The following is a 24,233-nucleotide window of genomic DNA, read 5'->3' on the forward strand; positions in this document are numbered from 1 at the left end:
ATTTGTGTCCCGGGTTTTACGAGCATGCTAGAAGAGCTGAACGCCAAAGAAAAATACAGTTTTAACAAACTGCAGAAGCGCCTGCGGCGCAACGTGGGTCAGGCCATTGCCGACTTCAACATGATTGAAGAGGGCGACAAGGTCATGGTCTGCCTCTCCGGCGGCAAGGACAGCTTCGGTATGCTCGACATACTGATGAGCCTCAAAGCCAGCGCCCCCATCCATTTCGATCTGGTTGCCGTCAACCTGGATCAGAAGCAGCCCGGTTTCCCCGAGCATGTGCTGCCCGAGTATCTGGATTCCCTCGGCATCGAGTACAAGATCGTCGAGGAAGATACCTACTCCATCGTCAAGGAGAAGGTACCGGAAGGCAAAACTACCTGCTCCCTCTGCTCACGGCTGCGTCGCGGTATTCTCTACCGCACCGCCCAAGAGCTGGGTTGCACCAAGATTGCCCTTGGCCACCACCGCGACGACATCCTCGAGACCCTGTTCCTCAACATGTTCTACGGTGGCAAGCTCAAGTCCATGCCGCCCAAGCTGGTGAGCGATGATGGCAAGAACGTGGTGATCCGCCCGCTGGCCTACTGCAAAGAGAAGGATCTGATCCGCTACGCCGACGTCAAAGCCTTCCCCATCATTCCGTGTAACCTGTGCGGCTCGCAGGAGAACCTGCAGCGTCAGGCCATCAAGCAGATGATGCAGGATTGGGATCGCCGCTTCCCCGGTCGTATCGAGACCATGTTCACCGCCATTCAGGACGTGATCCCGAGCCACCTGCTCGATCACAAGCTGTTTGACTTCAAGAGCATCAACCGCGACTCCGGCATCATCGATGGTGGCGACAAGGCGTTTGATCCACCCGAGATGCCAAAGGCGCCGCTGCTGGATATCGACGAGATGGACATGCTGGATGTGATTGAAGTGCGCTAAGCCGCGTTCACAGGGCAAACGCCACGCAATAAAAAAGGAGCGATAATCGCTCCTTTTTTGCTTTCTGGATTGGCCTGTCACTGCGGTGACAGCACCACCAGCATCAGCCTTTGTGCAACCAGGGGGTCAGTCGCAGCACGTCACCCTGCAGGCGCAGTTGCCCGGCAGCGAACGCGGCCAGTTGCTCATTGCTCAGCAGCAGGTGGCCTGCCTGCCAGGGCAGCGCCTCCTGACGGGCGCCATCAATCAGATAAGCAGTGCCGCTCTGCTGCACCAGGGTAATACGTACCCCTTCCATCTTCGGCAGGAAGTGCTTGCCGACCATGCCCGCCATCTTGTCGAGCAACGACTGCATCTGCTGCTGACTGGCCGCCAGCTCGGCCAGCGGCAGTTCGGGGCCATTCGGTGCGTCGGCCATCACCTGTACCGTCATATCGCATGTAGCGTGCTCTTCTTTCAGGCCAACCGTCACGATCCCCTTGTCGAGGTTGAGATCCTCATCAAAAGGCAGGCGCAGTTCGCTATCGACCGTTACCTCGCCCGCCACTTCCTTGCTGTCGGTTGCAACCCGGGCAAAAGTGAGGCCACAGCGCTGACCATTTTGCGGATCGGTCAGATAAAACCCCAGTCTGGCGTGACCAAACTCCCCTTTGGCAAAGGTCTTCATCTGGCTGTAGAAGGTGCTGTATTGCAGATCCAGCACCGGCTCAGCCAGTGCCAGCCCAGGCAGCAAGAGCGTGGCCAGCAGACTCTGGCGCAAAACCTTGGTCACTCCATATCGACGGGTCATTCAACGTCCTTTTGCATCATGCATTGAAATGGTTGGGGCCTTCTGCCACCTCGTTAACCTCTACCCCCACCCCGCAGAGATCCCGATAGAGGATCCCCTTGCAGTTGAAATAGAGCGGTGCCACCCAGATAAGCCCCAACCCCATGGGGATCAGAGCCAGGAAGAAGAGCGCGGTCATCACGCCGTGGAACAGCACAATGCTGGGCCAGCCGCGCGCAAAGAGCTTGAGAGAGACCAGAATGGCCTGGGGCGGCGTCAGGCCGCGCTCCAGCACCAGAGGTACGGTAAAGAGCAGCCCCATGCCGATCAGGGCCGAGGGGATGAAAGAGAGTACGGCGGGCAATCCCAGCAGACCGAACAGCGGGCCAAACAGGCTGGTGAGCAGACTGCCAAGCAGGCTCAACATGCCGAGGCGTACAAAGTGGCGGAAGAAGTCGAACACCTGGTTGGCGCGGGCGCGCACCCCGACCGACTGCTGCAACCCCAGCATATCGAGGGAGCTGGTCATGGGGGCCATCACCACCGTCATCAGCAAGCTCAGCACCATGGCCACATTCATCTGGCTGTCATCCCCCAGATAGGGCAACAGCAGCACATTGCTAAGCAGGATCCAGATCGCCGTCACCCCGACAATCGCCAGCAGCAGGCCAAATCCGGTACGGCGGGTCTGTTGCCATCCCTCCTGGATGACCCCTTTCAGATCAAGGCGGTAGCCCTGGTTCAGAGACTGCTCAAGGGAGCCGCCAATACGCATTTTATTACTCAATTGACTATCCAATATCGAAAACGACCAAATCAGGTGGCACATTATAGCGATTTGGTCTGCTATTCGTAGCCGTTTTTCCTGCGCACTTGCGGCTAATTCGGGCCAAAAAGCCTTTAATTTCATGTGTCGGCTGCATAGAATGCGGCCCTCTTTCAACACGATGGCCACTGGCTGGGGTGAGACTGGCGGATGATGAACAATCCACAGGTAATTGTCGCGCTGAACAAGATCAGCAAAAAATACGATGGCAAGGTGATCCTGAGTGACCTTGACCTTGAAATCTATGACGGTGAATTTCTTACCCTGCTGGGCCCTTCCGGCTGTGGCAAGACCACCCTGCTGCGCCTGCTGGCCGGGCTCGAATCGGTCGACGGTGGCACCATCCATCTGGCCGGTGACGAGATCACCCATATCCCCGCCGAACACAGGCACATCAACACCGTGTTCCAGAGCTATGCGCTCTTCCCCCATATGACGGTGTTTGAAAACGTCGCCTTTGGCCTCGAGATGCAGAAAGTGCCTGCCAGCGAGATCCGCCAGCGGGTCGAGGAGACCCTCGCCATGGTGCAGCTCACCGAGCTGGCCAATCGCCGCCCGGATCAGCTCTCCGGCGGTCAGCAACAACGGGTCGCCATTGCCCGCGCCGTGGTCAATAAGCCCCGTCTGCTGCTGCTCGACGAATCCCTCTCGGCGCTCGACTACAAGCTGCGCAAGCAGATGCAGAGCGAGCTCAAGGCGCTGCAGCGTCGCCTTGGCATCACCTTTGTCTTCGTTACCCATGATCAGGAAGAGGCACTCACCATGTCTGATCGCATCCTGGTGATGGAGGGGGGCAAGATCATCCAGCGCGGCACCCCGCGCGATATCTACGAATCGCCAGCCAACCTGTTCGTGGCCCGCTTTATCGGCGAGATCAACGTGATGGATGGAAAGCTGATCAGTCAGCGCGAACCCGGTATCTGGCAAGCGGAGGTAGAGGGGCGCGAGTGCCTGCTTCATACCACCTTGCCGTTCCAGCCAGACGACAAGGTGCTGGTGCTGCTGCGCCCGGAAGATCTGCGCATTCTCGATCAGGATGACGATCAGAGCGGTGCGCTACGGGGCAATATCCGCGAGCGCAACTACAAGGGGGCGACGCTGGATTCGGTGATCGAACTCGAAAGTGGCAAACAGCTGCTTATCTCCGAGTTCTTCGACGAGGATGACCCCGACTTTGACTACCGTCTGGGTCAGGAGGTGGCGATCCACTGGGTCGACAGCTGGGAGGTGGTGCTGCCCTATGAGCCTCACTAATCTGCGGGTACCGCACAGCTTTGCCCACAACGGCTTTCGCAACGGGGCCATCGCGCTGATCCTGGGCTGGCTGACGCTGTTTGTCTTCCTGCCCAACCTGATGATCATCGGCGTCAGCTTCCTGACCCGTGACGAGTCCGAGCTTATCGCGCCGCTCTTTACCCTGAGCAACTATGGCCGCCTGCTGGACCCCCTTTATTTTGAGGTGCTGCTCCACTCCCTCTGGCTGGCGCTGCTCGCCACCGCCATCTGCCTGCTGGTGGGCTACCCCTTTGCCTGGCTGCTGGCCCATCTGCCAGCACGTATCCGCCCGCTGCTGCTGTTTCTGGTGGTGGTGCCGTTCTGGACCAACTCTCTCATTCGCACCTATGCGCTGAAGGTGCTGCTCGGCACCCGGGGACTGATCAATGGCTGGCTGCTGGATCTGGGGCTTATCGAGCGGCCGCTGCAGATGATGTATACCGAGGTGGCCGTCATCATCGGGCTGGTCTATGTGCTGCTCCCCTTTATGGTGCTGCCGCTCTACTCCAGCATCGAAAAGCTGGATGGCCGTTTGCTGGAGGCGGCGCGAGATCTTGGCGCCAACGGCTGGCAGCGGCTGATGCGGATCATTTTGCCCCTCACCCTGCCCGGCATCATCGCCGGTTGTCTGCTGGTGTTCCTGCCCGCCATGGGGATGTTCTATGTCTCCGATCTGCTGGGGGGCGCCAAGCACTTGCTGATTGGCAACCTGATCAAGACCCAGTTCCTCAACAGCCGTGACTGGCCCTTCGGCGCCGCCATCAGCGTGATGCTGACGGTGCTGATGGCACTGTTGGTCTACAGCTACTGGCGGGCGGGCAAGCTGCTCAGCAAGAAGGGGGAGCTGGCATGATGCGCGCACTGAAAGCTCTGTTCCTGCTGCTGGTGTTTGGCTATCTCTATGTGCCCATCGGGGTGCTGATCGCCAACTCCTTCAACCTGTCGAAATATGGCATCGACTGGCGCGGCTTTACCCTTGGCTGGTATGAGAAGCTATTTGCCAGCGCCAGCCTAATGCAGGCGGCCCAGCACTCCCTGACCATCGCAGCCCTCACCGCCACCGCCGCCACCCTGATCGGCACCCTCACCGCCGTGGCACTGTTTCGCTACCGTTTTCGCGGCAAGCAGTACGTGAGCGGCATGCTGTTTGTGGTAATGATGTCCCCCGATATCGTGATGGCCATTTCGCTGCTGACCCTGTTTGTAGTGACCGGCATTGCGCTCGGCTTCTGGTCGCTGCTGATCGCCCACATCACCTTCTGCCTGCCGTTCGTGGTGATCACCGTCTACTCGCGGCTGTGCGGCTTCGATGTGCGGATGCTGGAGGCGGCGCGGGATCTGGGGGCTGGCGAGTGGATCATCCTGCGCCGCATCATACTGCCGCTGGCCCTGCCGGCGGTGATGGCGGGCTGGCTGCTCTCCTTTACCCTGTCGCTGGATGACGTGGTGGTGAGCTCCTTTGTGACCGGCCCGGCGTACGAGATCCTGCCGCTCAAGATCTACTCCATGGTCAAGGTGGGGGTCTCCCCCGAGGTCAACGCCCTGGCCACCCTGATGCTGGTCGCCTCCCTCGGGATGGTGCTGCTGGCGCAACTGTTACTGCGTAAACGGCAGGGTTAACCCTGCCCGTTTCGTCCCCGCCATCTTTGGCGAACTCTGTCACGGTGGGCCGCAAGGCCCCATAACCCCAAGGAGTTGTTGATGACAATCCAACACAAGGCCGGCGCCCTGCTGGCAGCCGCCCTCACCCTCACCACCCCGCTGCAGAGCCAGAGCGCTCACGCGGCCGACGACAAGGTGGTCTACTTCTACAACTGGTCGGAATATGTGCCGGACGGCCTGCTGGAGCAGTTCCAGCAAGAGACCGGTATCAAGGTGATCTACTCCACCTACGAATCCAACGAGACCCTCTACGCCAAGCTGAAAACCCATGGCGACGGCTATGACGTGGTGGTGCCCAGCACCTATTTCATCTCGAAAATGGCCAAAGAGGGGATGCTGCAGCCGCTGGATCGCGCCCAGCTGCCCAACTTCAAGCACCTCGACCCCACCCTGCTCAACCACGAGTACGACCCGGACAACCGCTACTCCATCCCCTATATCTGGGGCGCAACCGGGATCGGCACCAACACCGATATCATCGAACAGCCGGTTACCAGCTGGAAGCAACTCTGGGCACCGGAGTGGAAAGAGAGCCTGCTGCTGATGGACGATGCCCGCGAGGTGTTCCATATCGCGCTGGTGCAACTGGGTTACAGCCCCAACACCCAGGACAAGGCGCAAATTGCCGAAGCGTTCGAATACCTGAAAAAGCTGATGCCCAACGTCAAGGCGTTCAACTCCGACAACCCGGCCGACCCCTTCATCGCTGGTGAGGTCAATATCGGTATGCTGTGGAACGGCTCGGCCTACGGCGCCCAGCGCGAATACCCCTCCATCCAGATGACCTACCCCGAAGAAGGCGCCGTGCTCTGGATGGACAACCTCGCCATCCCGGCCAAGGCCAAGCATGTGAAGGAGGCGCACGCCCTGATCAACTTCCTGATGCGCCCCGATGTGGCCGCCAAGGTGGCCGAGGCGATTGGTTACCCCACCCCGGTCAAGGATGCCATTCCCCTGCTCACCCCGGCGTTTCGCAACAACCCCATGGTCTTCCCGTGCGACGAGATCAAACGTAAGGGCGAGTTCCAGTCCGATGTGGGTGATGCCTCCCGCCTCTACGAGCAGTACTTCCTGCAGTTGAAAGCCATGGTGGCCAAGGCGGGTTAAGTCGGCGGTTAATCGACCCTGACGGGCTTAATGGATTAAGGGAGCAATCGCTCCCTTTTTCATCTTCACCTCTTCGATGCCTAAACACGACAGCACACCGATCGACACATGGCGCGCCTAGTGTCTGGCCTCCATCAAGCTGGCCCATCGGCTCGAAAATCAACCCAATGTACCAGCCAGGACCACACCAGATAGTGGCTGACCACTGAGTGTTTTTTGCGTGACCTCAAGGAAGAAGATTAACGCCCAAAAATGAACATATATGTGCACATATGTATAAATGTGTACATGTGTGCGCATTTCTTCTACACTAAACTCAAGTTAACATTTCACGCGCCAGACAGCCGTCTGGCGCTGACTATAGTAAGGAGGACATATGGCCAACACTACACAAAAAGCCCTGAAAAATGGCGCCATTGACCCCAGTAAGGCACTGCCTGTGGTATTCCGTATCCTGGATAAGTGGCACTGCAATACAGATGAACAGCTGAAACTTCTTGGCATTTCATCCCGTTCAACATTGAACAAATACAAAGAGTCAAACGGCGGGATCCGTCTGACCATGGATATGCAAGAACGGATGAGCTACATCCTCAATATCCATAAGTGTCTGAGGATGCTGTTCAGTGCCGACGACAGCATCTACGGCTGGGTGCGCAAACCCAACAGCCATCCCTTCTTTGCCGGGCGCAGCGCGATGGACATTATGAACGCTGGCCGCGTGGCTGATTTGTATGAAGTGGCCACCCGTCTGCATGCCTGGCGCGGGGGTATGGCCTGATGCAAGAGCCGCCACTGATTGAACTCAAGGGGGAGCGAGCCTATCGGATCATTCCAAGCCGCTACCCCACCATCGATCTCTATGAAGACGTAGCTAATGCGGACGAACTGGAGGCCGTCTGGGCCATAGAGTCACTGACCAATGATCGCTTGAATGAAGCGGCGGGTGATCTGTCGTTGGTACCGAAAGAGGATTGGTTGGTCGGGCTAAATGGCAGCAGCTATGTGATGGCAGCCTTCACCCATATCAACCCGGAAGGAGCCCGATTCACCACTGGCGATTTCGGCGGTTACTACTGCGCCCCCCTGCTCGATACTGCCATCAAAGAGACTGTGTATCACCAAGAGCGCATGTTCGGCTACACCAACGAACCCGCTCAGAAAGTACAGATGCGGGTGCTCTATACCGAGTTCAACGCCAATCTGGTCGATATCACCAGCGCGGAATTTCTCTCCACCCCGCTTTATCACGCAACCAACTATGGTCAATCCCAAGCTTTCGCCCAAGAACAGAAAACCAAGGGGATAGACGGTATCCACTACCGTTCTGTGCGCCACAGCGGTCATAACTGCCATGTGCTCTATCGCCCCCGTCTGGTCACCAAGATCCACCAAGCCCAGCATCTGGAATACCACTGGAATGGCAGTGCCATCGCCAATGTGTTGGAAATTAAGCTATATGGGGAATAAGGTTCTGTCTTATTGATAATAATTGCGGTGCTCCCCTTCAAGCCTGAAAGGATCATCGCAAAAAGGATCTGTATTCCCGCACACGGGCATCAGTCTTCCACCTGCATGATTTCTCACAGATAGAGTGCATCGCGAGGCGGGAGCGCTATTGCCCCCCCAGTCCTTTCAGTACCAACTTGCCACCCCTCAGTCGTCAGCGATGCCATCAAGCTCAGCAACATCTGGTTCGAGGTTTTGGCCAAGGGGTTTAGGGTGTGGGCAAACAGCAAAGCGGCCAAAGTCGATTAATTCTGCACTTTTTCATCACCCCTCAGGGGTGTAGATTGGTTGGGGGCAAGCGTTGCCCCCTCTCTTTTTTCATGACCCTCCGTGGTGTTACGCGAAACAATCTTTCGCCGATATTGCGGGTGGCCTGAGCCAATCAGGAGTATTCATGTCCGATCTGACCCTCTATTTCGCTCCCGGCACCTGTGCCATGGCCGTGCAGATTGCCCTGCTGGAAGCAAATGCCCCGTTCCAACCCCGTCTCGTCAACCTCGCCGCCGGTGAGCAGCGTGATCCTGCGTATCTTGCCATCAACCCCAAAGGGCGGGTGCCTGCCCTTGTCACCGAGCAGGGCACCCTGACCGAGACACCGGCCCTGCTGCTCTATGTGGCGCAGCGCTTCCCCGCAGCCAAGCTGGCACCGCTGGACAACCCGTTCCTGCTGGCCCGCATGCAGGAGGTCAACAGTTTCCTCGCCTCCACCGTGCATGTCTCCCACGCCCACGGTCGCCGTGGCAGCCGCTGGGCCGATGACGAGCAGGCCATTGCCGCCATGCAGCAGAAAGTCGCCAGCAATATGCGTGACGGCTTTGCCCAGATTGAGCAGCACTATCTGGCAGGCCCCTGGGTGCTCGGCGAGCAGTTCAGCGTGGCGGATATCTATCTGTTCGTGGTCGCGGGCTGGCTGAAAAGCGATGGGGTCGAGATCAGTGAATTCCCCAAGGTTGCCGCTCATTATCAGCGCATGCTGAGCCGTCCGGCGGTAGCCAAGGCACTGGCTAACTAACCATAAAATCAATAGCTCGATAAATAACAAGGGTGTCAGGGCTCTGCTGACACCCTTCCTGCCTCCTCCCCTGCACTTCTTCTCCCGCCTTTGAGATCGTTTTCACATTTCCGTGGTTTTGCCGTGGCCCTTCCTTAGTAAAAAGCCTATCTTTGCGCCATGACGCAACCGGTTGCGTAACCGGTTGCCTAGCGGTTCACAGATTGACGGGCCAAGGCCTGATGAGGTGCTGTATGAAACGAGGCGTACTGCTCAATGCTCCCCTGAGTGCTCTGGTGGCACAGATGGGCCACACCGACGAGATCACCGTCTGCGATGCAGGCTTGCCCATTCCGGCCGGTCCGGAGCGGATCGATCTGGCGCTGATGGCGGGGACGCCCAGCCTCGGCACAGTGCTGACCGCCCTGCTCACCGATCTGGTGGTGGAGAAGGTGATCATGGCAAGCGAGATCAAGCAGATCAGCCCGGCTGCCCATCAGGCGCTGGTCGATCAGCTTGAGGCTCACGCAGCCGCCCAGGGCAAGCCCATCGCCATCGAATACTGCCTGCACGAGGAGTTCAAAACCCGCTCCCGCCAGAGCAAAGCAATCGTGCGCAGCGGCGAGGTGACTCCCTACGCCAACCTGATCCTCTGCGCCGGTGTGGCGTTCTGACATTCTTCAAAGAAGGCCTCTTCAAGGAAGCTGCAAATGAGCACAACCTCCCCCCTCTCACCCATTCTGGAGCTGACCGGGATCGTCAAGACCTTCCCCGGTGTGCGCGCCCTCGACGAAGCGGGTCTGCGGGTCTATCCGGGCCAGGTGATGGCCCTGCTCGGTGAAAATGGCGCCGGCAAATCCACCCTGATGAAGGTGCTGACCGGCATCTATCAGGCCGATGCGGGCAGCGTCAGCTACCGCGGTCAGTCGGTCCACTTCAAGGGCCCCCGCGACTCTCAGGATCAGGGGATCAGCATCATCCACCAGGAGCTGAACCTGCTGCCGGAGTTGTCGATTGCCGCCAACATCTTCCTCGGTCGCGAACCGCGCACCCGTTTTGGCAGCATCGACCACAAACAGTTGCGCGAACGGGCAAGTGGCCTGCTGGCGCGACTTGGTGTCAAGCATGGGCCGGATACCCGACTCGGGGATCTCTCCATCGGCGAACAGCAGATGGTGGAGATCGCCAAGGCGCTGTCGTTCGATGCCAGCGTCATCATCATGGACGAGCCGACCGATGCGTTGACCGATACCGAGACCGAGCAGCTCTTCAAGGTGATCCGCGAGCTGCGTGAGCAGGGTTGCGGCATCGTCTATATCTCCCACCGCCTCAAAGAGATCTTCGAGATCTGCGATCGGGTCACCGTGCTGCGCGATGGCAAGTGGATTGGCGAGAAGGCGGTGAGCGACCTGGATGAAGACAAGATCATCGAGATGATGGTGGGTCGCCGACTGGAAGAGCAGTACCCGCGTCTTGAGCGCGAGCTTGGCCCCGTCAGCCTGCAGGTGAAAGATCTGGCCGGTCCCGGCGTGCGCGGGGTGAGTTTCTCCCTGCGTCAGGGGGAAATTCTGGGCTTTAGCGGCCTGATGGGCTCCGGCCGTACCGAACTGATGAAGCTGATCTACGGCGCCAGCCCCATCAGCGCCGGTGAAGTGGCAGTGGACGGTCATGCTCTGGTGCCCAAAAGTCCGGCCGACGGGCTGGCCGCCGGCATCGCCTATATCTCCGAAGATCGAAAAGGAGATGGCCTGGTGCTGGAGCTGTCGGTGCGTGAAAACATGAGTCTGTGCGCCCTCGACGAGTTCATCAGCAACGGCAAGATTGACGGCAAGGCCGAGCGGCAGGCGGTGAGCGACTATGTGCGCCTGTTCAACATCAAGACTCCGAGTCAGGATCAGCTGATAAAGCTGCTCTCCGGCGGCAACCAGCAGAAGGTGGCCATAGCCAAGGGGCTGCTGACCCGGCCCAAGGTGCTGATCCTCGACGAGCCGACCCGCGGCGTCGACGTGGGGGCGAAGAAGGAGATCTATCAGCTGATCAACCAGTTCAAGAAGGAGGGGATGAGCATCATTCTGGTCTCCTCCGAGATGCCGGAAGTACTCGGCATGAGTGATCGCATCATGGTGATGCACGAAGGGCGCATCAGCGCAGAGTTCAACACCCGCGATGCCAATCAGGAGAAGCTGATGGCGGCGGCAGTCGGTAAACAGTGGCAAGCAGAGCAAGAGGCATCCCAATGACAACCCAAACCCTTTCCCGCCGTGGCGTCATGAGCAAGGCGTGGTGGATCGAGAACAAATCCCTGGTCGCGCTGCTGGTCCTGATTGGTGTGGTCTCCTTTCTGAGCCCCAACTTCTTCACCGCCGACAACCTGCTCAACATCCTGCGCCAGACCTCGGTCAACGCCATCATGGCGGTCGGTATGACGCTGGTTATCCTTACCGCCGGTATCGATCTGTCGGTCGGCTCGGTACTGGCCCTGTGCGGCGCGCTGGCGGCCACCATGGTCGCCATGGAGCTGCCGATCTGGCTGGTGGTGCCCCTCACTCTGGGGGCCGGAGCCCTGCTGGGCGGCGTCAGCGGCCTCATCATTGCCAAGGGCAAGGTACAGGCATTTATCGCCACCCTGGTCACCATGACCGCCCTGCGCGGCATCACCATGGTCTATACCGAGGGTCGCCCCATCTCCACCGGTTTCAGTGACGGTGCCGATCACTTCGCCTGGCTCGGTACCGGTTACCTGTTCGGTCTGCCGGTGCCCATCTGGCTGATGGCCATCGTCTTCCTGCTCGCCTGGTTCATGCTCAACCATACCCGTCTCGGTCGCTACATCTACGCGCTGGGCGGCAACGAGTCTGCCACCCGTCTCTCCGGTATCAATGTGGATCGGGTGAAACTGGCGGTGTATGGTCTGTGCGGCGCGCTCTCGGCACTGGCAGGGCTTATCGTTACCTCTCGCCTCTCCTCTGCCCAGCCGACGGCGGGCATGGGTTACGAGCTGGATGCCATCGCCGCAGTGGTGCTGGGTGGTACCAGCCTGATGGGCGGCAAGGGCCGCATCATGGGGACCCTGATCGGTGCCTTGATCATCGGCTTCCTGAACAACGCCCTCAACCTGCTCGACGTATCCTCCTATTACCAGATGATCGCCAAGGCCAGCGTGATCTTGCTTGCCGTGATGATCGATAACAAAAGCAATCGTTGATAAGACAAGCCACACACAAGGAATGAAATGATGAAAAAGCTCAATACCCTGCTCGCTGCCGCCATCATGTCCGTGCTGGGCACCGCCCATGCCGCCGATCAAACCCTGGCGATGGTGGTCTCCACCCTCAATAACCCCTTCTTCGTCACCATGAAAGAGGGTGCCGAAGCCAAAGCCAAAGAGCTTGGCTACGAGCTGGTGGTACTGGACTCCCAGAATGACCCGGCCAAAGAGCTCTCCAACATGGAAGATCTCACCGTACGCAAGGTCGGCGCCATCCTGATCAACCCCACCGACTCCGAAGCGGTGGGCAACGCCATCCGTCTGGCCAACCGCGCCAACATCCCGGTACTGACTCTGGACCGTGGTGCTGCGCAGGGTGAGGTCAAGGCCCATATCGCCTCCGACAACGTGGCAGGCGGCAAGCTGGCCGGTGACTTCATCACCGAAAAACTGGGTACCGGCGCCAAGGTCATTCAGCTGGAAGGGATTGCCGGTACCTCCGCCGCCCGCGACCGTGGCGAAGGTTTTGCCCTGGCCGTGGCGGCCAACAAGCTGCAAGTGCTGGCTTCCCAGCCCGCCGACTTTGACCGCACCAAGGGTCTGAACGTCATGGAAAACCTGCTGGCGGCCCATCCGACCGTACAGGCTGTGTTCGCCCAGAACGACGAGATGGCGCTGGGTGCCATCCGCGCCGTGCAGGCTGCCGGTAAAGAGGTGATGATCGTCGGCTTCGACGGCACTGACGATGGCAAAGCCGCCGTTGCCAAGGGTAAACTGGCCGCCACCGTGGCCCAGCAACCAGCCCTGATCGGTGCCATCGGCGTCGAGACTGCCGACAAGGTGCTCAAGGGTCAGCCGGTCGAGAAATCCATTCCGGTACCGCTGCAAGTGGTCAGCAAATAAATCACAAGGGGGAGGCTCGCCTCCCCTTTTCCCTCTCGTTCAGGTGCCTCCCGGCTTGGGCTCACGCCATCACAGTGTTCAAGCCAAGATGCATCAGGAGTAGTCAACATGAATCGTCTCGTCGTTCTGGGCAGTGTCAATGCAGACCATGTGCTGCGCGTACCCCACTTTCCTCGCCCGGGTGAAACCCTGACCGGCCACAGCTATCAGGTGGTGCCCGGTGGCAAGGGGGCCAATCAGGCGGTTGCAGCCGCCCGTCTCGGTGCCCCCGTCTCCTTTATCGCCCGCATCGGTGATGACGCCATAGGCCACCAGATGAAGAGCGGTTTTGCCAAAGATGGCATCGACGTCAGCGCTGTCGAACTCGATCCCAAGCTCCCGACCGGTATCGCCATCATCTATGTGAGCGATGAGGGGGAGAACAGTATCGGTATCTCCGCCGAAGCCAACGGGGCTATCACTCCGGCTGTGGTGAAAAACCACGAAGCGATGATCGCCGACGCCCACACCCTGCTGTTGCAGCTGGAAGTGCCGCTGGAGAGCGTTCATGAAGCTGCACGCCTGGCCCGCACCCACGGCACCCGGGTGGTGCTCAACCCCGCACCTGCCCGTCCGCTCTCGAGCGAACTGCTGGCACTGGTGGATCTTATCACCCCCAACCAGACCGAGGCCGAGCTGTTGACCGGCGTGAAAGTCACCGACGAAGCGAGTGCCCGCGAGGCGGCAGCCCGCTTCCACCAGATGGGCATTGCGGATGTGATGATCACCCTGGGGTCGCAGGGGGTCTATTGCAGCAACGCACAGCAGCAACAGCTGATCCCGGGCTTTCGGGTCAAGGCGGTGGATACCACTGCCGCGGGCGATACCTTCAACGGCGCCCTGCTGGCTGCGGAACTGGCGGGTGCCGATTTCCACAGCGCGGTGCGCTTTGCCCACGGGGCGGCGGCACTCTCCGTCACCCGCTTCGGCGCCCAGAGCTCCATCCCGAGCAAGCAGGAGGTAGACACCTTCCTGCTTGAGCAGACTGCACAGGGGCACTGATGGCCAATATCAAGGAGGTGGCGGCGAGGGCCCAGGTCTCCACCACCACTGTCTCCCATGTCATCAACGAGACCCGTTTCGTGGCCGAGGAGACCCGTGAGCGGGTCTTTGCGGCCATGCGCGAGCTCAACTATGCCCCGAGTCTGGTGGCTCGCAGCCTCAAGGTGAAGGAGACCAACAGTATCGGCATGCTGGTCACTACCTCCAGCAACCCCTTCTTTGCCGAAGTGGTGCGCGGGGTGGAGCGTTACTGCTTCGAGCAGGGCTACAACCTGATGCTGGGCAACACCGAGGGTCAGGCCGAGACCGCCCTCTCCTACCTCAAGATGATGCTGCGCAAGCGGGTCGATGGCCTGCTCATCATGTGTAGCGAAGGCCAACAAGAGGTCTTCAACCAGCTCGACTGGCTCAAGAGCCTGCCGGTGGTGGTGATGGATTGGGGGCTAGTCAGTGAGGATGTGGATCTTATCGCTGACAACTCCTTCCATGGCGGTTATCTGGCGACCCGCCATCTGATTGAGCTGGGCCATACCGCCATCGGTTGCATCACAGGCCCCAGCAGCCGCGCCCCCGCCAACCAGCGCCAAGCTGGCTTTGAGCAGGCGTTGCAGGAGGCAGGTCTCACGCTCAATCAAGATTGGATCCAGGAGGGTGATTTTGACTGCGCCAGCGGCCATCAGGCGATGACCCGTCTGCTGGCATTGCCCGAGCGGCCCACTGCCCTCTTTGTCTGCAACGACATGATGGCGATGGGGGCCATCAGTGCCGCCCATCAGGCGGGGCTGGTGATCCCGCGCGACCTATCCATTGTAGGCTACGACAATGTGGCGCTGGCTGAATTTATGTCGCCGCCACTCACCACCGTCAACCAACCCAAAGAGGAGCTGGGACGCCTCGCCGTCACCCGCCTGCTGGCGCGGATCAACGGCGAAGCGGTGGAGAATCACCTGATCACCGTCGACCCTGACCTGGTGATCAGACAATCTTGCGCGCCCTGCCCCTGACGTTCAGGGGCAATAAACGAAACAAGGCGACCCCGAGGTCGCCTTGTTTCGTTTTATCTCTGCCGTGCAATACCGCTTTTGCCCTCAGGCCAGCGACCGGGTCTCCCTGGCTGCCAGCACTTGCAGTGGCACCAGCCCCAATCGTCTGGCCAGAGGTTGCAGCAACTCGCCATCATCATCACCCTGCGGCAGCCAGTAGCGAACAGGCCAGCCGGCTACCAACTGTGCCGCGGTGGTGCTGCCAATCTCTCTGAGCGCCAGAGTACAACCCTGCTGCCGCAATCCCGCCAGCAGGGCACCATCCGGCTGCAGCGTCGGTATCAGCAGCACCAGCGGCGTACGGGAAGCCTCCGGCAGATAGGCCAGTAGATGGGTCAGCTGGGCCTGGTTGTCGAGCGGGACCAGCAGTGCCTGACCATCGGCATACTGCGCCTCGTGCGTTTGCAGCACACGGGCCAACACGGGCCCAAGCACACCGCACTCCTGCAGCCAGCGCATATGGCAAGGCACTCCCTGCTCACGCCACTCAAGCGCCAATTGCCACATCTCGTTGCCCTGCCCGTCCGTCAGCTCCTGCAATGCCACTCGCAGCGGTGCAGGCTCGCGCCCCGCCAGCCACTCTCGCAGCTGATGAAGCTGCTGCTGACTCAACTGCAACTGCTGCAGCATGGCTGGCTCAAACCAGCTGATCGCCCCCTCCTGGCTACGCTTGGCCTGGTTGAGGGCCAGGATGGCCTGATCCAGCAACCGGGCGGCATCCTGTTGCTGCGCCTTGGCGACCCCGAGTCGACAGGCCAGATCGAAGCTGCACTCCCGGGTCACGAACTCGAAATGGAGCAGATCCACCAGCTCATGAATGGCGGTTTCCAGCGCATCATCCGCCTTGGTCAGCACCACGGCAAATTCATCACCACCGAGCCGGTAAGCGTGACTGCCATTGGCCTGTTGCAGCTTGTTGGCCACCATCTGCAACAACCGATCACCGACCTGATAACCCAGCAGATCATTGACCTGCTTGAAGCGCTTGAGATCGAGCACCACCAAAGCGCTCACCTCGCCGGCATGCAGAGCGCGAGAGAGCTGCTCCTGCAGGGCACGGCGGTTGCCAAGCTGGGTCAGAGGATCGAGCAGGGCAAGCCGACGGTTCGCCAGATTGGCGCGAATGAGGGCAGCGACCAGAGCGCCACCGGTCAGCAACAGGATCAGTTGCCAGATCTGCAGCCAGAACAGGCTGTTGCGGATCTGGCTGACCGAATGCTCCCGCTCCTGGCCGGAGAGGATCTGATCCCCTATCTGTTCGATGAGACGGGTCTGGCTGGCGATCGCCTCCTGCAAGCGGGCAAGCTCAGCCCCCTCGCGCAGCGCACCGGCCTCCATCTGGGGTTCGAGCTGCTTGATCTGCTCGAACAGGGTGGCCAGCACTTTGCCGAGCCCGTGCCGCTGGCGCATCTCGGCGGTTTCACTGCTGATGAGGAAGATGTCGAGCCGGTTCCACAGCAGATCGTAATCAAGGCTCAGGGTCTCCATCGACTGTCTGCCAGCCCGATAGAGCTGCAGGTCGTAGAGGAAACGCTGGGATTCGAGCATCACCTGGCTGATGTTCCAGTGGACATTGCGGTAGAAAGTATCGACCAGCTGCTCCTGCCGATACTGCAGATAGAGGCTGCTGCCAGACGAGAGCAGAAACAGCAGCGACACCGCAACCAACAGCAGATTTTGGCGGGATAGCCCCATCAATCGACGATCTCGATGCGGGTCACCTGCCACACCATGCAGTTGTGAATGGCAGGCACGTCCAGCTTGGGATAGGTGGTGAACGGGATGAGCAGCCAGAGCGGTCCCTTGTTGCGCCGGGTCAGCGGTTTGCCGTCTTCCTGACGCACCAGGGTCAGCGGCACACCGTCGAACAGGGCCAGATCCACCACCTGCTGATAGCCGTTGAGGGCCGAGACGGCGATCTTGCGAGCATCCGGGATCCCTTGCGCCGCCAGCACGGCTGACAGGGTCGGCCCGCGATAATGGTGGGCGCCCTGAGTCCAGGGGGTAGTGGTAGTGAATTCGGTCTGTGGCAAGGCGGAGAGGGCCGCCTCATCGAGGGTCACCTGCTGGCCATCTGGCAGTATCAGGGTCATCAGGGGGATGGAGGCCGATGCACTGGCACTGGCCAGCACCAGGAGAAAAAAAGCGATCCATTGCTTTACTGCGGTCATGGTAATTTGCGCCAACTGCGTCCCATTTTTTTAATGGTTGCCAGTGTGGCGATTTCACCGAACCATTGCAACTGTCCCGTCGCACACTAGCTCAGGGACCGCGCATCTCCATCCAGTTGTGCCCCTCGACTTGCCTCGGTTGATGAATGCCGCACGCCTCCAGCAACTCATCGACATAGGCGGGCACCAGCAGGGAGGCAGGGCCATAGCGTTTTTCGTCAAACTGGCTACCCACCTCGCTCGGTTCGAGATTGAGCTCGATGGTGTGGGCTCCGTTCAATCCCGCTTCATGGACAAACCCGGCGGCCGGATAGACAGCGCCAGAGGTGCCGATGGAGATAAAGAGATCGCACTGGGCAAGCGCGCTGTAGATGCGATCCAGCCCGAGCGGCATTTCGCCAAACCAGACCACATGGGGACGCATCGGCTGGGGGAACTGGCAGCAGGAGCAGAGCTCGTCCTGATGGAGATCGCCACGCCATTCGATCACCTGACCGGACTCGGGGCAGCGGGCCTTGAGCAGCTCGCCGTGCATATGGATAAGGTTCTTGCTGCCAGCGCTCTCGTGCAGATTGTCGATGTTCTGGGTGACCAGCGTCACCGAACCGGGCAGCAGTCGTTCGAGGCGGGCCAGCGCATAGTGGGCCGGATTGGGGTGAACCTGGGGCTGTTGCAGCTGTTTGCGGCGGGAGTTGTAAAAGCGCAGCACCAGTTCGGGATCCCGGGCATACCCCTCGGGAGTCGCCACATCCTCGACCTTGTGCTCTTCCCACAAACCGTCGCAGGCACGAAAAGTCTTGATGCCGGATTCGGCAGAGATCCCCGCGCCGGTCAGGATCACGATATGTTTATATGACTGCGCCATAAGCTGCTCCGTCTATCCCCGCACAATAAATGTGACCTTAGCACAGGGAAAAAAGTGTCACTATTCGCCCTTGGTCTTAAGCGGCGCCGCTGGCAACACGGGTAACCAGGCATCCAGTACCGACAGATCCAGCCTGACAAAGACCATCTCCCGCCCGGTCACCAGGGTCAGCGGCAAGCCAAGGCGCTTGAGCAGAGTCAGCATCGGCCGGTTCTGGGCCAGCACTTCCGCCGTCCACTCCCGGATCCCGTCCGCCCTGGCCAACAGTGCCAGCGCCAGCAGAATGCGCCTCCCCGCCCCCTTGTGCTGGAAGTGATCCGCCACGATGCAGGAGAACTCCGCCCGATCGGGATGAAGGCGGCGGCGGATTGATTGCGCCTGAGCCAGCGGCTCACCGGCAAGATCGGTCAGCAACAGCGAAATCTGTTGTTCGGGATGGTAATTGAGAAATTGGGCCACCTGTTCCGGTGGCGGCGTCCGTTTCGGACGCATAAAGCGCAGATAGATGCTCTCTTCACTCAATGCATCGTAAGCAGCCAGCATGCGGGCAGGCGCCACCCCATGCAGCTCGCGCAGCAGGCAAGGCACCCCGGAGACCTCCATAGCCAGTGGCAGCGCGGCCCGGGAAACCGGATGGGGCCAGCCATCCAGCCCTTTGCCAAGGCGCTCCCGGTGCATGGGCCAGCAGAGGTAGCGCGGCATGGCCTACCAGCGCCCCGTCATACCGCGCTCTCGCCACACCTCGACGTCGAGCAGGTTGTAAGGATCATCCAGATAGACGGCGATCCCCAGCTCCCGAACCCGGGCCATAAAGCGTCCCAGCAGGGAGTCACCGGTCAAGGACTCCATCTCCGGCAAGATCCCCTGCCCCAGCAGCAAGGCTTGCAGCGGCAAACGCTCCAGCAGATCGAATGGCAGATGCTGGCTGTTATCGAGCAGCAGCGCCAGCTTGCTCCCCGCCAAACTGGCTTGCAGCACCAGCGCGAAGCGATCGGCATTGCCGAGCAGGTGGTCTCGACGGTGGATCAGCAGGGTCAGTTCGGCTGGGGTGCGCGACTGCTCCGTCAGCCAATCCTTGAGCGCCTCCCAGCGGCTGGGCAAACCCGTCACCGCCAGCCAGACCGGATGAGGGGTCGCGGGACTGGAGAGCAGCCCTAGCTGACCCTGCACCTCCCCCTGCCACCGGCGGATGGTGCGGCGCTGGCCGCTCAAGCGCTGTTGACGCAGCGGGCCCAGATAGAGTCGGCGCAGCAACCTGAGAAGTTCGTCGCAATCAAGCGGCTTGGCCAGTGCTGCAAGAATGTTGAAACCGGCATCGTGCAGCAGGCGGCGGGCACCGTCGATCAGCGTCTGCTCATGGGCCGAAAGCAGCACGATGGGCAGACCGGCCTCCTGCAACTGGGGCTGGTTCATCAGCAGACTGATGGCATCTTGCTCCACTAGGCTGAGATCGCACACCAGCAGGCTGATGTCGCCCGCCGACAATGCCGCAAGACAGGCCGATTCATCCTGTACCCACTGACAGGAGAGCCCCAACCCGGCGATGGTCTGTTGCAGCTGCATTCCCTGAAACGGGTGATCCTCGAGCAGCAGCACCTTGTTAGCGGCCAGCCAGTTGCACCAGTCACGATAACTGGCGGCAAGCCCACCCAGCCAATCCTCGCCAATGGCGTAAATCCCCTCATGCTGCTGCAACTGGGGGAAGTAGTCCGCCTGCTGATGAGCGGCGGGGTCGTAAAGGGCAATGGCACCTGCCGCAAACAACCCTTCCCACTGCCAGCAGGCATCCGGTCGGGTACGGTGCAGCGTGACATAGGAGGGCAATGTCATGGTGCTGGCCAACTCATGGGCGGAGCTGTCGAGGGCATAGAGCACAATGGGGCAAAATCCTGCCGCCTCATGCTCTTCCGAATCGAGCAACGCCAGTAATTCTTCATCAGTGATGATCATCTTGAGCCCTCTTTGAAAACTGCTGGCTGAACTCATCCAGTGCCCGGTTCAATCTGGCTTGCAGCATCGGATGGGGCGCCTGTTGCCACTCTTCAATGACCGCCACCAACGCAGTCGCCCCTACCATTCTGGCGGCCCCTTTCAACTTGTGTAAAGCAGCATTCACGCCAACTTCATCTTCTTCTGTGCTGCAGCGCTCAAGTTCGGCCAAATCATCACGGGTAGCCTTGAGATAAAGGGCGGCCAGTTCATTGGTCAGCAGCGAGGCGACCGGTGTCGGGGCGACAACATTGCTCCCCTCTTTGGCAATATGGCGCAGCAAGGTCGCCAGCTCCTTGAGGGCGACCGGCTTGTCCAGATGGCCATCGCAACCGCAGGATTGCAGCTCCCTTGCCGCCTGATCACTGAGATCTGCGGTGATCACATAGACCGGCAGACGGGCCCAACGGGCGGATTGGCGCAATTGCCTGCACAGCTCGGCCCCGTTCATCACCGGCATCTGCAGATCGGTCAGCACAAAATCCACCTCTTGCTGCGCCAGCATCTCCAGCGCCAGCTGCCCGTTGGCGGCAGTGATAACGCTGGCACCAAGTTGCCCCAGTTGCAGGCTGATCAGCTCGCGATTGACATCGTGATCTTCAACCAGCAGTACCCGCATGCCAAGCCCTGGTTGGGTGCCGGCGACCGGTTGATCCGGGGTCAACCGTGGTTGCAGCAGGGTGATGATGGTCCCGGGCACCCAGGACTCCCCTTGCCAGGCCCAATAGTAGAGCCCCTTCTCGTCCACCTCCGCTTGCAGCGTATCAACGGCGTTGCTGACGGTGGCGATCCCCAAGCGACTGAGCCAGGGCGAGAGCGCTTGCGCCTCATCGTGGGGTAAAGAGAGTGCCAGCTGCCGCACATTGGGCTGCCAGTCCGGCTCCTGCTGCACCCGCTTCAGGGGCAACTCGCAATAGAAGCGGCTACCGCCACCGACACGCCCCTCGACATCGATAAGCCCCCCCATCTGCTCGACCAGCTGCTTGCAGATCGCCAGACCAAGACCGGTGCCCGGCGCCCGCAGCTGCCCTTCAACGGCAAACTGCTCGAACGGCATAAAGAGCGTGGTGCGCATCTTGGCGGTGATCCCCGGTCCCTGATCATCCACACCAAAGCGCAAGGTCGATGCGACCACCTCGGCCCACAGCACCACTTCCCCACGCAGGCTGAACTTGATGGCATTGGAGAGCAGGTTGTGGAGCACTTGCCGTACCCGGTGAGGGTCGAGGGTCTGCAGGGCTGGCAGAGCTGGATCCAACTTAAGGCGCAGTTGCAATCCCTTGGCCCGCGCCTTGGTCCAGTGCACTGCCGCCACGTGCTCGCACAGCTCGGCAAAATCGGTGGGTTGCGGCGAGAGGGAGAGTTTGCTGTTTTCGTTGCGGCTAAAGTCGAGCACATCGTTGAGCAGGCCGAGCAGCTCATCCCCCGCCTGACGCACCCGCGCCAGCGCCGAATCCTGCTCTCTCGACAAAGGGGTGCTGGCCAGCCACTCCAGCAAGCCGAGCATGGCGTTCATCGGCGTGCGGATCTCGTGGCTGATGGCGGCCAAAAAGCGCCCCTTGGCCAGAACTGCCTGTTGCGCCTGCTCATGGGAGTGCTGCAATGCCTGATCCTGCTCGACCCTGGTAGTGGCATCCTGCATCACCGCATAAATTCGCCAACCCTGCGGTTGACTGCGGCCACGGCCATAGAGCTGCAACCAGCGCAGACCCTTGGTCGGATGGTAATAGCGCATGGTGAACGCGAAGGGTTTGCCAGCCTGCAACATGGCGAACATCTCACGGCTTACCCGACGACGATCCTCGCGCTCCAGCATAATGAGCACACGTTTGGGCTCACGACGGATCTGCTGACTCGCCAGCCCCAGCAGCTCGTAACAGCCCCGGCTGATAAACTCGATCCCCCCTACCCGTCCCTGCTCGAACATAAACTGCAGCACCACGCCGGGGACGGTATTGGTCAGGGCGCGCAGGCGGCGCTCTGCCTGACGCAGGAAACGGGCCTGCTCACGCAGCACACTGATATCCGACAGGGCGATGAGATCGGTGGCAGGTGCCTGCTTGTCCAGTCGCAGCGGATGTTGGGCATAGGCGAAGACCTGATCCCCCAGCACCAGCTCCCCTTCACTCTTCTGGGGCTGTACCGGTGGCAGCATCAACTGCTGCGAATAGCGCAGGGCCAGACGTCGCCCCTGTTTATTGGATTTGATCACCTTGCCCTGGCTATTGCGCAGATAGACGGGCACCGGCAACGCCTGAAACATGGTTTCCCGCAACTCGCTCTCGATGGCCAGCGCCTTCTCGGCGGCGTGACGCTGGGCCACTTCCCGTGCCAGTTGCTGGCGAGAGCGCCAGATCCCGCCGATGACAATGCCGCTGATCAACAGTGCCATGGCAATGGAGCCAAACCAGGCGGCGTAGCTCACGCCGGGCTGCTGCACGACGAGCAAGCGGCGCCAGCGCTGGTTAAGTTCGTCGATCTGGGTGCTGGTCAGGGCCATCAGGTTGCGATCCATCACCCCGGCCAGTTCGGTCTGACTCTTGTTGATGGCAAAGCCAAGACTGAAACGATCTTCCAGCTCCTCGATATCGAACCCTTCCAACAAATTGGTACGCTGGGGATATTGCAGCTGATAAAGCTCGCTCAGCATGGCGTCAGCCTTGCCCTGTTTGATCGCGGCAAGCCCCTGCTCAATGCCGTCGGTGCGAAGCCACTCCTGATCACCGAGCAGGGCGAGCAAGGAGGGATCGTAGAGGGATTCCGGCACCAGAATACGCTGCCGTTTGAGTTGGGTAATGCGATCGGCAGCCAGCTTGCGCTTGCTGATCAAGGCAAACCGGTTGGTGGAGATCGTCCGACTGAAAATGAACTGATCCGTCAATGCCGGGGATTCCGGCAAGCCGGCCATCATATCCGCCTCACCACGGCGCAGCTTTTCTACTGCCTCCGCCTTGCTGGCGGCAGGCACCAGCTTGTATTTCAGGCCGGTCTCTTGGGTGACCCAGCGCAGCACATCCGCGCTCCACCCTTTCGCCTCCCCCAGATCATTGACGCCGCTATAGGGCATCAACTCGGGATTGACCACCAGGCGAATGGTGCGACCGCGGCCGGATAACCAGGCCTGCTCGGTATCGCTGAAGTGGGGCTGGTTGACATATAGCGACCCCTGATCGAGATAGCGAGCCAGATCGGTATAGATAGTACCGGCGGGCATATGACGGATCAGGGTGTCCACCAGATTGGCCAACTCCGGCTGATCACGCATCATCAGGCGATAGCTGATGATCCGATCCTCACCAAACAGGCGGCGCAGGCGCAAACCATCGGCCGGAAACTCGCGCATCAGATAGCGCAGTTGCAGATAGTCACCCAGATAGGCATCCCCCTTGCCGCTCTGCAGCGCGTCGTAGACCTTCTCTCCGCTTTTTAGGGAAATAATACGTGCCTGGGGATAGAGCTCGTGCAGCAGGCGGGCAGAGTCTGCCACCGAGTAGACCAGAAAGCGGGCCTGTTTGAGATTTTCACCCTTGTAGAGGATGGCGGCATCGGTCTCCATCATCGGACGGCTTAACCGCATACCCTCCACGGCCTTCTTGCGGGTTCCGACATAGGGAATGATGTCGCATTCCCCCTCTGCGAGCCCGTTGCGCAATGTCTGCCAATCGGGCAACTCTTTGAGCACCAGCGGAATCGGGAACAGCTCCTGCAACCGGGCAAGACGATCCTTGAGCAGTCCCCCCTCGGCCATCAGGTATGGTGGAGGAAGCGTCGCAGGATAGCAGAGCGAAAGCTGACTCAGTGAATTTACATAAGCCTGGGTCGCCGGCGCCAACGGCAGCACTGTGGTCTGCAAAGGCTTGGCGTACAACGGCAGTGCCAGCACGGCACCCAGAAGAAAAACGGGGAATTTGGTCATCTGAAAACAAAAGCCAGGCATCTGC

22 protein-coding genes are annotated in these 24,233 nt (G+C 60.1%); 14 read left to right on the top strand and 8 right to left on the bottom strand.

What is annotated here, in order from left to right:
• Positions 1-24: 24 nt before the first annotated feature.
• Complete coding sequence (gene ttcA, locus AB5Y86_RS02565; protein WP_005336634.1) at positions 25-933, top strand: tRNA 2-thiocytidine(32) synthetase TtcA; 909 nt, start codon at positions 25-27, stop codon at positions 931-933.
• Between the two features lie 103 nt (positions 934-1,036).
• Here the strand turns inward: ttcA and AB5Y86_RS02570 are convergent, their stop codons facing one another.
• Positions 1,037-1,723 (bottom strand): DUF2987 domain-containing protein, encoded by a 687-nt coding sequence (locus tag AB5Y86_RS02570; RefSeq protein ID WP_368192012.1) that lies wholly within the window; start codon positions 1,721-1,723, stop codon positions 1,037-1,039.
• A 16-nt stretch (positions 1,724-1,739) separates the two neighbouring features.
• Positions 1,740-2,477, bottom strand: coding sequence for a hypothetical protein (locus tag AB5Y86_RS02575; RefSeq protein WP_368192051.1), 738 nt, complete (start codon positions 2,475-2,477; stop codon positions 1,740-1,742).
• Between the two features lie 201 nt (positions 2,478-2,678).
• Between AB5Y86_RS02575 and potA the strand changes: the two genes are divergently transcribed.
• The 13 genes from potA (at position 2,679) to AB5Y86_RS02640 (ending at position 15,228) form a co-directional block, all read left to right on the top strand.
• Positions 2,679-3,782, top strand: a complete 1,104-nt coding sequence (gene potA, locus AB5Y86_RS02580) for a spermidine/putrescine ABC transporter ATP-binding protein PotA (RefSeq protein ID WP_005351940.1) — start codon at positions 2,679-2,681, stop codon at positions 3,780-3,782.
• Complete coding sequence (potB, locus tag AB5Y86_RS02585; RefSeq protein ID WP_368192014.1) at positions 3,769-4,656, top strand: spermidine/putrescine ABC transporter permease PotB; 888 nt, start codon at positions 3,769-3,771, stop codon at positions 4,654-4,656. The genes potA and potB overlap by 14 nt, the downstream gene beginning before the upstream one ends.
• Positions 4,653-5,423 (top strand): spermidine/putrescine ABC transporter permease PotC, encoded by a 771-nt coding sequence (gene potC, locus AB5Y86_RS02590; RefSeq protein WP_005336644.1) that lies wholly within the window; start codon positions 4,653-4,655, stop codon positions 5,421-5,423. The genes potB and potC overlap by 4 nt, the downstream gene beginning before the upstream one ends.
• 81 nt (positions 5,424-5,504) lie before the next feature.
• Complete coding sequence (locus tag AB5Y86_RS02595; RefSeq protein ID WP_368192016.1) at positions 5,505-6,572, top strand: extracellular solute-binding protein; 1,068 nt, start codon at positions 5,505-5,507, stop codon at positions 6,570-6,572.
• 376 nt (positions 6,573-6,948) lie between these two features.
• Positions 6,949-7,353 (top strand): antitoxin Xre-like helix-turn-helix domain-containing protein, encoded by a 405-nt coding sequence (locus AB5Y86_RS02600; protein ID WP_368192018.1) that lies wholly within the window; start codon positions 6,949-6,951, stop codon positions 7,351-7,353.
• Complete coding sequence (locus AB5Y86_RS02605) at positions 7,353-8,042, top strand: RES family NAD+ phosphorylase (RefSeq protein ID WP_005336650.1); 690 nt, start codon at positions 7,353-7,355, stop codon at positions 8,040-8,042. The genes AB5Y86_RS02600 and AB5Y86_RS02605 overlap by 1 nt, the downstream gene beginning before the upstream one ends.
• A gap of 433 nt (positions 8,043-8,475) precedes the next feature.
• The gene (locus AB5Y86_RS02610; RefSeq protein ID WP_368192020.1) at positions 8,476-9,093 is read left to right on the top strand and encodes a glutathione S-transferase family protein; all 618 of its coding nucleotides are present in this window, start codon (positions 8,476-8,478) and stop codon (positions 9,091-9,093) included.
• Between the two features lie 233 nt (positions 9,094-9,326).
• A complete protein-coding gene (gene rbsD, locus AB5Y86_RS02615; protein ID WP_368192022.1) occupies positions 9,327-9,746 on the top strand; it encodes a D-ribose pyranase in 420 nt (139 codons plus the stop codon).
• Positions 9,747-9,782: 36 nt separating this feature from the next.
• Positions 9,783-11,312, top strand: a complete 1,530-nt coding sequence (rbsA, locus tag AB5Y86_RS02620) for a ribose ABC transporter ATP-binding protein RbsA (protein WP_058057685.1) — start codon at positions 9,783-9,785, stop codon at positions 11,310-11,312.
• Positions 11,309-12,277, top strand: a complete 969-nt coding sequence (gene rbsC, locus AB5Y86_RS02625; RefSeq protein ID WP_005336670.1) for a ribose ABC transporter permease — start codon at positions 11,309-11,311, stop codon at positions 12,275-12,277. The genes rbsA and rbsC overlap by 4 nt, the downstream gene beginning before the upstream one ends.
• 30 nt (positions 12,278-12,307) lie before the next feature.
• Positions 12,308-13,183 carry a ribose ABC transporter substrate-binding protein RbsB gene (gene rbsB / locus AB5Y86_RS02630; RefSeq protein WP_005351947.1) on the top strand — a complete coding sequence of 292 codons (876 nt, stop codon included), beginning with the start codon at positions 12,308-12,310 and terminating at the stop codon, positions 13,181-13,183.
• Positions 13,184-13,291: 108 nt separating this feature from the next.
• Positions 13,292-14,224 carry a ribokinase gene (rbsK, locus tag AB5Y86_RS02635; protein ID WP_201932032.1) on the top strand — a complete coding sequence of 311 codons (933 nt, stop codon included), beginning with the start codon at positions 13,292-13,294 and terminating at the stop codon, positions 14,222-14,224.
• Positions 14,224-15,228, top strand: a complete 1,005-nt coding sequence (locus AB5Y86_RS02640) for a substrate-binding domain-containing protein (RefSeq protein ID WP_047435008.1) — start codon at positions 14,224-14,226, stop codon at positions 15,226-15,228. Before rbsK ends, AB5Y86_RS02640 begins: the two co-directional genes overlap by 1 nt.
• An 84-nt stretch (positions 15,229-15,312) precedes the next feature.
• Here AB5Y86_RS02640 and AB5Y86_RS02645 read toward each other — a convergent pair whose 3' ends face one another.
• From AB5Y86_RS02645 to AB5Y86_RS02670, 6 genes are all read right to left on the bottom strand, one after another.
• Positions 15,313-16,962: a diguanylate cyclase gene (locus AB5Y86_RS02645; RefSeq protein ID WP_368192024.1), complete on the bottom strand. Its 1,650-nt coding sequence runs from the start codon at positions 16,960-16,962 to the stop codon at positions 15,313-15,315.
• Positions 16,962-17,438 (bottom strand): hypothetical protein, encoded by a 477-nt coding sequence (locus AB5Y86_RS02650; RefSeq protein WP_368192026.1) that lies wholly within the window; start codon positions 17,436-17,438, stop codon positions 16,962-16,964. The genes AB5Y86_RS02645 and AB5Y86_RS02650 overlap by 1 nt, the downstream gene beginning before the upstream one ends.
• A gap of 91 nt (positions 17,439-17,529) precedes the next feature.
• Positions 17,530-18,303: a Sir2 family NAD+-dependent deacetylase gene (cobB, locus tag AB5Y86_RS02655; RefSeq protein WP_005336680.1), complete on the bottom strand. Its 774-nt coding sequence runs from the start codon at positions 18,301-18,303 to the stop codon at positions 17,530-17,532.
• A 60-nt stretch (positions 18,304-18,363) separates the two neighbouring features.
• Complete coding sequence (locus AB5Y86_RS02660) at positions 18,364-19,005, bottom strand: GNAT family N-acetyltransferase (protein ID WP_139429180.1); 642 nt, start codon at positions 19,003-19,005, stop codon at positions 18,364-18,366.
• Between the two features lie 3 nt (positions 19,006-19,008).
• Positions 19,009-20,253, bottom strand: coding sequence for a response regulator (locus AB5Y86_RS02665; RefSeq protein ID WP_368192028.1), 1,245 nt, complete (start codon positions 20,251-20,253; stop codon positions 19,009-19,011).
• Positions 20,240-24,229, bottom strand: coding sequence for a transporter substrate-binding domain-containing protein (locus tag AB5Y86_RS02670; RefSeq protein ID WP_368192030.1), 3,990 nt, complete (start codon positions 24,227-24,229; stop codon positions 20,240-20,242). The genes AB5Y86_RS02665 and AB5Y86_RS02670 overlap by 14 nt, the downstream gene beginning before the upstream one ends.
• Positions 24,230-24,233 lie beyond the last annotated feature (4 nt).

Origin of the sequence: Aeromonas sp. s8 (genome assembly GCF_040907785.1) — a bacterium.
Classification (GTDB): domain Bacteria; phylum Pseudomonadota; class Gammaproteobacteria; order Enterobacterales; family Aeromonadaceae; genus Aeromonas; species Aeromonas veronii.